This window comes from Halorubrum alkaliphilum, assembly GCF_017873815.1.
Lineage (GTDB): Archaea > Halobacteriota > Halobacteria > Halobacteriales > Haloferacaceae > Halorubrum > Halorubrum alkaliphilum.
The window spans coordinates 75,617-87,789 of sequence record NZ_JAGGKQ010000010.1 but is presented as its reverse complement, the minus strand read 5'-3'; the positions used below and the strand labels follow the sequence as shown (position 1 = coordinate 87,789).

The 12,173-nt window shown below is 61.7% G+C and carries 13 protein-coding genes; 5 read left to right on the top strand and 8 right to left on the bottom strand.

Going from position 1 to position 12,173, the window contains the following annotated elements:
• Positions 1-432: 432 nt before the first annotated feature.
• A complete protein-coding gene (locus tag J2751_RS08415; RefSeq protein ID WP_209485089.1) occupies positions 433-762 on the bottom strand; it encodes a non-histone chromosomal MC1 family protein in 330 nt (109 codons plus the stop codon).
• 340 nt (positions 763-1,102) lie between these two features.
• On the opposite strand from J2751_RS08415, the gene J2751_RS08410 reads away from it, so the two are divergent.
• Complete coding sequence (locus J2751_RS08410; RefSeq protein ID WP_209485087.1) at positions 1,103-1,306, top strand: AbrB/MazE/SpoVT family DNA-binding domain-containing protein; 204 nt, start codon at positions 1,103-1,105, stop codon at positions 1,304-1,306.
• Between the two features lie 104 nt (positions 1,307-1,410).
• Complete coding sequence (locus tag J2751_RS08405) at positions 1,411-2,469, top strand: quinone-dependent dihydroorotate dehydrogenase (protein ID WP_209485085.1); 1,059 nt, start codon at positions 1,411-1,413, stop codon at positions 2,467-2,469.
• Positions 2,470-2,502: 33 nt separating this feature from the next.
• Here the strand turns inward: J2751_RS08405 and J2751_RS08400 are convergent, their stop codons facing one another.
• Entirely contained in the window at positions 2,503-5,184 is a 2,682-nt protein-coding gene (locus J2751_RS08400) for a valine--tRNA ligase (protein ID WP_209485083.1), read from the bottom strand.
• A 227-nt stretch (positions 5,185-5,411) separates the two neighbouring features.
• Between J2751_RS08400 and J2751_RS08395 the strand changes: the two genes are divergently transcribed.
• Positions 5,412-5,705, top strand: a complete 294-nt coding sequence (locus J2751_RS08395; RefSeq protein ID WP_209485082.1) for a hypothetical protein — start codon at positions 5,412-5,414, stop codon at positions 5,703-5,705.
• A 158-nt stretch (positions 5,706-5,863) separates the two neighbouring features.
• Here J2751_RS08395 and J2751_RS08390 read toward each other — a convergent pair whose 3' ends face one another.
• Positions 5,864-6,541: a class I SAM-dependent methyltransferase gene (locus J2751_RS08390; protein WP_209485080.1), complete on the bottom strand. Its 678-nt coding sequence runs from the start codon at positions 6,539-6,541 to the stop codon at positions 5,864-5,866.
• A gap of 138 nt (positions 6,542-6,679) precedes the next feature.
• On the opposite strand from J2751_RS08390, the gene J2751_RS08385 reads away from it, so the two are divergent.
• Entirely contained in the window at positions 6,680-7,258 is a 579-nt protein-coding gene (locus J2751_RS08385; protein WP_209485078.1) for a DUF7090 family protein, read from the top strand.
• A 77-nt stretch (positions 7,259-7,335) separates the two neighbouring features.
• On the opposite strand, the gene J2751_RS15920 is transcribed toward J2751_RS08385, so the two are convergent.
• A complete protein-coding gene (locus J2751_RS15920; RefSeq protein ID WP_449405239.1) occupies positions 7,336-7,434 on the bottom strand; it encodes a hypothetical protein in 99 nt (32 codons plus the stop codon).
• A 110-nt stretch (positions 7,435-7,544) separates the two neighbouring features.
• On the opposite strand from J2751_RS15920, the gene J2751_RS08380 reads away from it, so the two are divergent.
• On the top strand, positions 7,545-8,039 hold the full coding sequence (locus J2751_RS08380) for a hypothetical protein (protein ID WP_209485077.1): 495 nt from the start codon (positions 7,545-7,547) through the stop codon (positions 8,037-8,039).
• Positions 8,040-8,104: 65 nt separating this feature from the next.
• Here J2751_RS08380 and J2751_RS08375 read toward each other — a convergent pair whose 3' ends face one another.
• From J2751_RS08375 to J2751_RS08360, 4 genes are all read right to left on the bottom strand, one after another.
• A complete protein-coding gene (locus tag J2751_RS08375; RefSeq protein ID WP_209485075.1) occupies positions 8,105-9,286 on the bottom strand; it encodes an aspartate kinase in 1,182 nt (393 codons plus the stop codon).
• Positions 9,287-9,616: 330 nt separating this feature from the next.
• Positions 9,617-10,354 carry an OapC/ArvC family zinc-ribbon domain-containing protein gene (locus J2751_RS08370; protein ID WP_209485073.1) on the bottom strand — a complete coding sequence of 246 codons (738 nt, stop codon included), beginning with the start codon at positions 10,352-10,354 and terminating at the stop codon, positions 9,617-9,619.
• Positions 10,355-10,364: 10 nt separating this feature from the next.
• Entirely contained in the window at positions 10,365-10,772 is a 408-nt protein-coding gene (locus J2751_RS08365; RefSeq protein ID WP_209485071.1) for a DUF2073 domain-containing protein, read from the bottom strand.
• The gene (locus J2751_RS08360; RefSeq protein WP_209485069.1) at positions 10,772-11,413 is read right to left on the bottom strand and encodes an Era-like GTP-binding protein; all 642 of its coding nucleotides are present in this window, start codon (positions 11,411-11,413) and stop codon (positions 10,772-10,774) included. Before J2751_RS08360 ends, J2751_RS08365 begins: the two co-directional genes overlap by 1 nt.
• Positions 11,414-12,173: the final 760 nt, after the last annotated feature.

Here is a 12,173-nt window from a genome sequence, read left to right as displayed (position 1 = left end):
GTGTCCAGTGTCACCGGCGACCCGGATGACACCGAACTACCAAGGCTCACATCAGATCTCCTCTTACGCCGGAGCGCAGCGGGCGAGATCCTCATCTTCTGCGGACCTGAACGTTGTCCGGCATGGGTCATAAACCCATCGGACTTGCCTGGTCCAGCGGAACCGAGCCGAGTTGAACGGCTCGAGTCCGCGATGCGTTCTTCGCATTAGTTCGAATGGCCGGGTTGTATTTAACCCCGTCGAACTACCGGCGCCACGTCATGCGGTTTCATGCCGTGACTGTTCCGAACTATTGAGATACGTCCGACCGGTTCAGATCACAAGCGCGTCACGTGTCGTCGGCTCGGCCGGAGGGGCTTCTCGGAATCGGGATAAAACGCAGAGCGAGGTTGGGAACGGGGACGGAACGGGTCGGGCAGGGAGTGGAACCGACTACTCCTCGTCGAGATACTCGATCCCCTGTTTCGAGACGTTGGCTTTCGTGATGCTCTCGAGGTCGTTGAGCCAGAACTCGTCGTCCGCCTCGTCGACTTCGGGAGCGTCGTCGTTCCACGCCCAGCCCTCGTACTCGTGGACTTTCTCGGTCCCCTTTTCACGGAGTCTGATCGTCGTGCGTTCCGCCTCCTCCTCTGACGGAGCCGGCTCAAGCGTGCGAGCCGCTTTGAGTGCGGCCTGTCTCGGCATATTCCCAGAGAACTCGCTCGGTTCCGACCCGTCCTCCTCTCGGAGAGCGAAGTTTCGCTTACCGTCTTCACGTACCATGATTTTACCCCCATGCTAATCCAGCACACAGTCTGTAATAAATATATCGGGGAAATGAAAGCTGCTCGGTACGTTCTTTATAAATAGGAACGATACGGTCTAGCGATCTGTCGGTCGGGTCCGATTCCGACGGTCAAAACGTGGAGGCGACCGGTGGAACGGGAGGGCGGAAGCGTCGCGCGTGGTCCACGTTCTCTCGACGAAGCCCCGAACCGCGACGGGATCAGCGTTGACAACTCCAGACGGCTTCCTCACCCCGGAAAACGGGGTTTGCCTCGTGTGCGCCCCGTAAACAACACTTATATATTTGCTGTGTCGAAGTGCGAGCCATACAACCGCGATGGTCCGTAAAAAGAAGCTCAGCCCGAGTGGTGCTAAGGACGATGACGGGGAGTATCACAACGTCCACGTGAACCTCCACGAGGACGAACTCGCCGTGGCGGGGATGGATATCGGTGACGAGGTGTTCGTTCGCGTGCGCGACGGAAAGATCATCATTCAAAAGGCGGACTCCGACCCGGAACAGCTCGAACACGACTTTTAGTCGGACGGAGATCCATGGGGACGGTCGAGATAGAGCCGCGAAGATGTCCGAGGAAAAAAAAAAGAGTCGGCGGATTGATTTAGCTCGGTGACCAGCAGCGAGTGATGGGCGTATACGAACTTCTGAAGCCCGCGCTGTTCGCGCTTCCACCGGAGACGGCCCACAATACCACGCACCGTCTCCTTCGTGGAGTACAGGGAACTCCCGCGGAGTCGCTGCTCCGGGACCGATACGTCGTAAACGACGAACGCCTCCGGGTGGAGGCGTTCGGGACGACGTTTCCGACTCCCGTGGGCGTCGCAGCGGGATTCGACAAGAACGCCGAGATCCCGCGAGCGCTCGCCGCGCTCGGGTTCGGCCACGTCGAGGTCGGCGGCGTGACCGCCGAAAAGCAGGCGGGGAACCCACGGCCACGTCTGTTCCGGCTTCGGGAGGACGAGGCACTGATAAATCGAATGGGATTCAACAACGAGGGTGCGGACGTCGTCGGCGACCGACTGGAACGGGAGCCGGCACCGAACGTTCCGATGGGGATCAACATCGGGAAGTCGAAGTCGACGCCGTTGGACGAGGCCGCTGACGACTATCTATACACCTACCGGCAAGTCGCCGACGGGGGCGACTACTTCGTGGTGAACGTGTCGAGCCCCAACACACCCGGGCTCCGCGAGCTACAGAACCGCGCCGCACTGGAGGAGATCCTCGGGACGCTCTCCGATGCGGGAGCGTCCCCGCTCTTGGTCAAACTCTCCCCGGATCTCCCGAAGGAGGCGGTCGAGGACGCGCTGGGGGTCGTCGACGAGATCGGACTGGACGGGGTGATCGCGACCAACACGACGACCTCGCGACCCGACGAGCTGAAGAGCCCGGGTCGTGCCGAGCGTGGCGGGCTGTCCGGAAAACCGATAGAGGGAGCCGCGACGGACCTGATCCGATTCGTCGCCGAGCGAACCGATGTCCCGGTCGTCGGCGTGGGGGGGGTGTCCGACGCCGACGGAGCGTACGAGAAGATCCGTGCGGGCGCGTCAGTTGTCCAGTTGTACACCGGACTCGTCTACGAGGGACCGGCGATCGCACGCGACATCAATCGTGGCCTCCTCGGTCGGCTTGACCGCGACGGGTTCGACACCGTCGAGGACGCGATCGGCGTTGACCTAGAGTAGTGGGCGTGTGCTCCGCTCTCCGGAGCAGGCCGACTACTCGACGTTGCGAACGATGACGACGACATCATCCGCATCGAGTAGCTCCCCCTCACCCGCGTACTGGCGGGCCTTCTTAAGCGAGAACTCATCGGCTTCCAGCGTCACGCCGGCGACGTGTAGCTCGTCGTCGTCGAGTTCGTAGTCCTCGCTTGCGAGCGCGGCTTCGATGTCGCCGACGCGGTTCCCGTGTTTCGGACCGACCGTCGCGTAGTCGAGGTCGATCCCGGTAACGACGGTCTCGATCGGTGCGTCGCTGTCGGGATGAATCCGGAACTCCGCCACGTGCATCACGCCGGTGATGTCGTCCTCGAACCCACGAACATCGGCGTACACCTCCACCGAATCGAGTTCGGCGTTGAGCGGAAGCTGGTTCTCGCTTTTATATCGGCGGAGCGCGCCGACGACGCTCATCGCCGCGGTTCCCGCGTCGTGGTCGGCGTCGATCCCGAACGGTTCGGGCCAGTCCGCGAGGTGGATCGAGTCGGTCGCATCGTCAGCGGGAGCGTCGTCAGCGGGTGCGTCGGCGGCGTTTTCGCTCGCGCCGACATCGTCCGCGTACATATCGTGCCATAGCTCCTCGGTGACGTGCGCGAGGACGGGGGCGAACGCCTTCAGGAACCGACGGTGGGCCGTCCGGAGCGTGTACGCCGCGGAGTCGTCCCCGCGCTGTTTGGCGATCTCGAGATAGTCGTCACAGAACGTGTTCCAAAAGAAGCTCCGGAGCTCTTCGCGGGCCTTCGAGAACTCGCGGTTCTCGAGGCGAGCCGTCGTGTGCTCGAGTTCGCGGTCAAGCTCCGCAAGGAGCCATCGGTCGAGCTCGCGGAGCCCGCCCTCGGGCTCGTCGGGAAACGGTTCTGGCGCGAGCGACTCGACGAGTTTGGAGGCGTTCCACAGCTTCCGGATGAGTTTCTCGCCCGCGCGAAGCCCCTTCTCCTGATACGGTAGGTCGTCCCCGATGGCCGAGCCGGTCGCCCAGTAACGGGCGGCGTCGACCGGATACTCCTCAAGAACCGTGTCGGGTTGGACGACGTTCCCCTTGGATTTCGACATCTTCTCGCGGTTCTCGTCAAGCACCATTCCGTTGATCATCGTGGACTCGAACGGCACCTCACCGGTGTGTTCGTAACACTTGATCACGGTATGGAACAGCCAGAAAGAGATGATGTCGTGGCCCTGCGGCCGAACGTTCATCGGGTAGATCTCCGGGCGGTCCATCGAGAACTCGTCGGCCTCAGCGTCCCAGTCCCAGCCCGCGTTGATAAGCGGGGTGAGCGAGGAGGTCGCCCACGTGTCGAGGACGTCGTCCTCGGGGACGAACGACTCCGCCCCGCACTCGGGACAGGCGTCGAGCGGCGGGTCGTCGGAGAGCGGATCGACGGGGAGGTCGGCCTTCTCAGCCATCACTTCGGTGTCGCACTCCTCGCAGTACCAGACGGGGAAGGGGATCCCCGAGGAGCGCTGCCGAGAGATGAGCCAGTCCCACTGAAGTCCTTCCACCCAGTGTTCGTACCGCGTGAACATCTTGTCGGGGAACCACTCCATATCACGGCCGGCCTGAAGGTACTCCTCGCGTTTGTCCAGCACCTCGATGTACCACTGCTCGGTGACGAGGAACTCGACACCCGTCCCGCACCGTTCGTGGACGTTGACCGTGTGGGAGATCTCCCATCGATCGAGCAGCGCGCCGGCGTCGTCGAGGTCCTCAACGATGGCCTCGCGCGCCTCCGAGGAGTGGAGCCCCTCGTACTCGTCCGCGACAGCGGTCATGTGAGCGGACTCGTCGATTGCGACCCGGAGGTCCAAGTCGTGTGCCTGGTACCACTCGATGTCGTTCTGGTCGCCGAAGGTACAACACATCACGATCCCCGAGCCGGTCTCCATGTCGACGCGGTCATCGGCGATGATCGGGACCTCGTGGCCGAACAAGGGGACCTCCGCGCGCTCACCGACGAGGTCCGCGTTCTCGTCGTCCTCGGGGTGGATGAAGACGGCGACGCAGGCGGGGAGGAGTTCGGGCCGGGTCGTGGAGATCGTGAACGCGTCGGGCGCGTCGGCGTCGATGTCCGCAACGGCAAACTCGATGTCGTGGAAGTGGGAGTCCTGCTCGTCGTCCTCCGTCTCGACCTGTGAAATGGCGGTCTCGCACTCGGGACACCAGATCGCGGGGGCCTCCTGGCGGTACTCGCGGCCCTGTTCGTACAGGTCGATGAAGGAGAGCTGGGAGACGCGCTGGACCTCCGGCGAGATGGTACGGTAGGTGTTGTTCCAGTCGATCGAGAGCCCGACTCCCTGCATCTTCTCGGTGAACTCGTCCTCGTACTGCTGGCACACCTCCCGCGTCTTCTTCTGGAACTCGCGTCGTTCGTAGTCCTGATGACGGATGTCGAGTTCGCGCTCGGCGAGTCGCTCGGAGGCGATCCCGTTGTCGTCGTAGCCGAACGGGTAGAACACCTCGCTGTCGTACATCCGGTGGAACCGGGCGACGACGTCTTGGAGGATCGAGCCGTATACGTGGCCCCAGTGGAGGCTCCCCGAGACGGTCGGCGGGGGCGTGTCGATGGAGAAGGCGGTGTTCGGATCGACGGGCTCGTCGGGATACGCGTACGTCTCCTCGTCGACCCATCGCCGCTGCCAGTGCGGCTCGGCGGTGTCGGGGTCGTACTCTCCGCTGGGCATTATCGTGTAGAGTTTTCCGCGTTTCCCTCTTAATGGCCTCGGTTACACGGCAGAAGACGGCACGGCGTGGCAGAGTGATGGTTCGGCCCCGTTCGCGGTCGTGAGGTGTGAGAGAGTCGTTCGTACTCGACCGTCATGAGAGAGGACGTGGCTGACCGATGAAGGGAGACCACAGTTCATATACGCCACGTGAGTAGATCTCTCGGTCGAACGGGTTTGAGACACACATGGTTCCACACACCCGACGACAGGCCCTCCACCTGCTCGGCGTGAGCACGACGGCCGGGATCGGCGGCTGTCTCGAAGGCGACACAGGGACACCCACGCGGCTGGTCGAACTCAGCGGAGTCAACTACACGAGTGAACCGCGAGTGCTCACCGTGGAGATACGAACCGACGGCGAGACACGGTACAGGGAGTCAATCGAACTCGACGGAACACCGGAGAGCGAGGGGAGATTCGACGCGTCCCCGTTCGACGGGTATCCGACCGCGCCGGGTTCGTACATTGTTTACGGATAGCATGGCGACCAAACGCGGGCGGACGCCACGACGTTCGAGTTCACGAACGTTGACCACGAGTGTGTGGCGATTATCGTTCAGATCGGCGCGTCCCCACACCTAGAGGATATCGGATCTGAGAACGGTTGCCAACAGGTCGCCGAGAGGGATTCCGGCGTTCAGGGTGCGACACCGACCGTCAGGAGCGTCCCCCACGTCCGGTAGCGGTCGATCATCGCCTCGCGGGACTCCCAACTCTCGGTGGGGAACGCCTCAGCAGGTGGGATCTCGGTCTCCTGATCGGGGATCGCGTCCTGTTCGGCAACGTAAAGTCCCGCATCGCGAAACGCTTCGCGATACTCCGAACGATCCCACAGCGTCATTTCGACGGTGATGTTCTCCTGCCACTCGTGTGTGTGTTCGCTCTCGGCGAAGTAGTTGACCGCACAGTAGAACGTCCCGCCGGGCACGAGCACGCGACGGACCTCCTCCAGCGTGTGGCGGGGATCCGCTGCGTAGTAGAACGCCTCCATCGAAAAGACGTGGTCGATCGAGTCGTCGGCGAAAGGGAGCGAATCGAAGTCGCCGACGACGTAGCCGACCGCGTCGTCGTCCGTGTAGCTCCGGGCGTTGCGGGCCATCTCGGGCGCGCCGTCGAGGCCGTATCCCCGCCCCACGTCGCGCTCGCGGAGCGCCCGGAGCGCGTAGCCAGATCCCGTGCCGAGATCGAGGACGGTGTTGCCCGCCTCCACGGGCATGCGCGCAAGGACGTGTTTCGCGGTGTGCCAGTGTCGGTCCTCCATTCCCCTGTCCTTTCCCGAGGCCGCCCACTCGTCGAACTCGGCTCTAACGCTCATACCGTGGGAACGAGCGGCGGGGTCAAAACCGGATCGACCGCGACCCGGTAACTCGGGATCAGTCCGACGACCTGACGTGTCGGTGTGACCGGCCGGGCAGCCCCGCATCGTTAAGTCGATCCGGCGGTTGCCACGAGTATGGAGTACACGCTCGCGGTCGAGAACGGACCCGAAACGATCCCTGGCGGTACGGGACTTCTCCTCGTTCACCCGAGCATCGGCGAGACCGATCGGATCGACACGGACTTCCTGAAGACGGACACCGACGCGTTCCTCGTCGTCTCGACGCGAACCACGGCCCGTGAAGTCGAGCAGAAGCTCGAGTACTACGACGTCGACGAGGAGAAAGCGACGATCCTCGACACGCTTTCCGTCGAGCGCGGGTATTCACGCCGATCGACAGACGACGTCTACTACGTCTCCGCACCCGACGACCTCGACGGCGTCGTCGACCGAGTCGAGCGATTCTTGACGGAGAACGAGGGGAAGCGCCGGGTTTCCGTCGACTCGCTCACCGAGATGGCGTACTACGCCGACGACGACGCGGTGTACGAGGCGACCGCGGAGATCCTCGATCTACTCGAAGCACACGACGCGGTCGGGATCTTCCACCTCTCGGAGGAGGTACACGAGGTCGCGACGCTCGACCGGTTCCGTGAGCTGTTCGGCGGCGTCATCGAGCTCGACGAGGCTGGAAACGTCAGCGTGGACATCTAGTCCGGCGTTACAGCTCTTCTTGTGCGGCCGTCTGGGGAGCCCCGAGCGTCATGTCGTCGGACTGCCTCGGCAACTGGTTATGCTGACGTGCCGAATACGTACGACAGAATGATGAGAACGGAGAGAGCGGCCGAAACGCCGACCGTTCCGAGGACGATCTTGGTGGATTTGCTCATGGAGGATCCGTGCGTGCCGCCCTGTTAAATTCATTCGGTCCGAGATCGGAGGTCGCGACCGAAGGATGCGGTGACCTGAATTTATACGTGGAGCGACGAACGGTTGTTGTATGTGGATCCGTGACGCTCTCGAATCGGATGCGAACGCGCTGGCCGAACTAGCGGGCCGTCCCTATGATGTCGTTCTCGACCTGATCCATGACCGATCGGTGCGTGTCGCGGTCGACGAAGCGGGCCGAAGGGGCGGAGACGACCGGGAAGACGGAGCAGAGCGACCAGATGACGGACCGGAACAACCAGATGATGGACCGGAACGACCGGATGACGACGATATCATCGGGTTCATCGCGTTCGACGCCCGATCAGGGACCGTTCACGTCACGGATTTCGGTGGAGCAACGCGTGCGACCTCGCGACTGTTCAAGGAACCGCGTCGGTTCGGAGCGAGGGAGAAGTTGGACGTGGAGGTGGTAGTACCCGATGGCGACGACCGACGGATTGAGACGGTGGAGGACGCCGGGTTCGTTTCCGTCGGGGACGGGCCACGGTTCGACGGGCGGACGACGACACGTTTTCGATTGGCGATCGAGCGCGACGACGGCTGAGTGGTTGTAGAGTAGTCGGAGGGCGGAGTTGGCGGAGCGTGGAGTGGTCGGGCGGGGGTTGTCCGTTAGTCGAACCGTTGTTGAACGATACGGAGAGCGCTCTCGCGGTCCTCCCACTCGACAAACACCGCAACGGACGTCGCGCTCGTGATCAGGTCGATGATGTTGATACCGGACTCCGCGAGCGGCGAGATTATCTCTTGGATGACGCCGGACTGGTTCGGAAGCTCTCCACCCGTTACACGGATGACGGCGATCGGATCAGCGACGCTCACCGACGAGAGCGCCTCGTCGGAGACGACCCTTTCGTGTAGAAGCGCCTCGGCGCGTTCCGCGACGTCGACGTCGACGTAGAAGGTGACGGAGTCCATTCCGGATGCGACCGCGTCGATGTTGATCGAGTCTTCCCTGAGCGCGTCGGCGAGTTCCGAGAGGATTCCGGGACGGTTTCTGATCGCACGACCGGCGACCGTGAGACAGGCAAGCGGAGTCTCGCGCATATCGATGAGGCTCTCGAACTGACCCTCGATCTGCGTTCCGCCTCTGAGTAGGTCTCCGTGTTGATAGTGAACGACCCGGACAACGAGGTTTTCGTCCTTATATGAAAGCGCGGACGGAGCGACGACCTCCGCTCCGCGGAACGAGAGGTTTCTGAGCTCGTCAACGGTGATCCGACCGACGTTGCGTGCCCCCTCGACGACCCGAGGATCGCCGGTCATCACGCCCTCGACATCGGTGACGATGACCACCTCGTCGGCGTTCATGTAGTTCCCTAACATTACCGCGGTCGTGTCGGACCCGCCTCGACCGAGCGTGGTGACGTTGCCCGCGTGGTCCTCCGCAAGGAACCCGGTGACTATCGGGACGACACCGTCGAGACGGTCGGCGAGTGCTGCCGCACGCCGTCGAGTCTCCTCGATATCGACCTCACCGACCTCGTTCGTGATGACCGGCCAGTCCGGGTGTCCCGGTTCGAGGAACACTGCGTCGATGTCACGGACGGCGAGGGCAGCTTTCAGCATTCGGACGCTGGTTCGCTCGCCCATCGAAACGATCTCCGCACGATCCTCGTCGTTCGTTTCGAACGTGATATCCTCCAGAAGATCGTCCGTAGTCGACCCCATCGCGCTGGCAACGACGGCGATCTCGTGGCCGGCAGCGACCGCGTTCGCAACCGAGTCGGCGGCGCGTTCGATCCGATCCCCGCTTCCGAGGCTGGTTCCTCCGAACTTCGCAACTACGCGCATGCGACACACCCCTCTGATCGTACACCGCCCTCTGATCGTACATCGCCCTCTGATCGTACATCGCCCTCTGATCGTACACCGGCGGTCGACCGGAACGTCCTCAGGGGTTCGGATCGAAACGTGCGGCGAAGTGTATTATCTGAAGTAATAAGGCTCCCGAACCGGTGACGGAAGGCGAGATGGTGATCCCTAGACATGGGGGTTCGTAACCGGGGGTAGCGGATAACTGTGTCCACTTCGACAACAGTCGCGATCGTACTAGAGGTTCGGATCCGAGATCCGTCAGGGGGTTCGTCAGTCCTCGGCGTTTCGTCAGTTCTCGGGGTTTCGTCAGTCCTCGACGCCCCAAGCATCGGGCATCTCGATGACGTATCTCCCGTCTTCTTGAAGCGAGATGATGTACTCCTGACGGTCGTACAGTTCCATCAGGTTGAGTTCGTACTGCCCGGGGCTCACGATCCGGATGCTCTCGAACTGTTCGTTGAGTTCGTTTCGAAGCTCGTCAACGTCCGGACGAGGACTCTCCGAGTGGTCGGGGGTGGGCTCCTCCGTGGCCGATACGTCTCGGCTCGCGCGGTCGAGTTCGTCCCGACTGACGACGTCGGACCGCGCGCTCGCCTGCGCGGCGTCTTCGGTCTCCTCGTCGTGGACGCGTTGAGTGGTCTTCTCACGGTCGACCGCAGCATCCGCGGTTTCAGATGTGTCTCTCGAGGTTTCGACGTCACCATCAGGGGTAGCGGGTCCGGCGTCAGATTCGGTTCGTGATGGTAAGTCGGCGCTTGAAGCCGAGTCAGATCGTCCCGTAGGTGTCGACTCCGGGGACGTCCGCGTAGTGGGTTTCCCTCCCGACTGTTGGGAGCTAGGCGGTTCTGGTTCCGGTTCGGAAGCGGTATCCTTCGACGGAGTCCCCTCAGAGGGAGTCCGTTTCGACGGAGTCCCTGATGAGTCGGTGGACTGCCCGGCAGGTCGGAACTGAAACTTGTTTCCGCCGCAGTCCGGACACCCGGAGAGCATCTCCTTGGATCCGTCGGGGAACGTCCGGCCACATTCGGTACACTGGTGGGGCATGTGTCTGTAGTTATTTCCGCGAGACGAGCGTACTGATGAGGTTCTCGTCCTTATGTAGCGTCTCGATCCGGTTGGCAGGACCGATGACCGTGAGCTTCTGGGCAGACTCACGCCCCATCAACTTGTCCAAAAAGCTCTGACTGTTCGCGTCCGGCTTGGGATACGTTTCTATCTCGATTCCGGTGAAATCATCCGGGCTGATCTCGGTCATCGTGACCTCGATGAGTTTCGACTCCTCATCGGGTGAGAGTCCCTCCTCGAGGATGACAATGTTTCCATCGCGAACGCCATCGAGAATGAGTCGTATCTTCTCCATTCCCGTGAGCCCTTCCATTCGGGCTCCGCTTATCATGTCGATACGGACGCCGTCGTCGGAGGGGTCGTCGTTCCCGTCGACGCCCGAGGTCGCACCCGGCATTATCCGAAGTACTCCGCGATTTTCGTGTACACTTCGTCCATGTTCTCCCCTTCGAGCGCCGAGAGCGGTATCGTCTCGTGTTGGGGGAAGGCGTTCGCGATCTGCTGGACATCCGAGTCCGGAAGATCCGTCTTGTTGGCTAGGATGAGCGCCGGCAGGTCCTGTGACTCGATGATCCCGATGAGCATCGTGTTCACCTGTGTGAAGGGATCGGTCGTCGAGTCAAGTACGTAAATGACGCCGTCGACATCCTCTCGGAGCCAGTGCATGGCCTCCGCGACGCCCTCCGTGGCTTCGCGGGACCGACGGACGGCGTCATCCTTTTCCATGTCATGGTCGAGGAACTCCTTGTAGTCGACCTTCGTCGTGACACCCGGCGTGTCCACGATGTCGATCGTGACTTTGCGGCCGTTCCGCTCGATCTCGACGTTCTCTTTGCGACGAGCCCGCCTCGTTTCGTGTGGAATGTGGCTCTCCGGTCCGACGGCGTCGCCGGTCCAGTCGCGTGCGATACGGTTCGCGAGGGTCGTCTTTCCGGCGTTCGGCGGTCCGTAGATCCCGATCCGCTTCGGCTCGGAATCCGTGAACAGCCCGTCAGTGACCCGTGATATGCTGTCTCTGAGATTCGTTAACAGTCCCATCCTGATCTCCACTACAGTGGTGTTCTCCCGGACGGCCTATGCGTCATGTACATACAGCGTGTACGATCCCAGGCGCGTGCGAGTATGCCCGAGAATCCACACCCCTATCACTTAATAACTGCGTCAGACGGATTTAACCGATCTGACTCTACATCGAGTTCAGTCCGGGAGCAGAGGAGTACCGATCCACTTGTCCCCCCCACCCCTTCGTTTCGGGTGGAGACGGCTGAAGATGGTATGGTGGAAACGGATCCGTGTGGCCGGGAACCATTTCCTATAAATAATTCATTACAGAAGCCAATAGATTACAACAATAAATGAGTGAAATATTATTGTTATCTTTGTCGAGGGTACTGTTGTTGCTATGTGTATATAAAACCACCGATATAATATACCGGTCCTACCCCACCCCACCCCACCCAGATCCGTCTCCACCCGAAACGAAGGGGTGGGGGGGGTACCAAAACGGACAACGAAAAAACGGGTACCGGTTCCGAACGGGACGCACCCTAACGAGAAGTCCAAAGAAAACCCAAAGAGTGACCCAAGCTCCAAGGATCCGACCAGCCGCAGCGGAGAGGGAATGGTTCCCGACATCGCGGGGAATTCGCAGTGGTCGTGGTTGCCGCTACAGTAGTCGTGGTTACCGACATCGGCTGGCGCGATCGTCCTCATATGTTCTCAGATCAAGTCGTTCCTACCACCACCCTCCGTTTCACTTCCACTGTCCACCTCGAAAATCCGAATAGCGGGTCGCTGA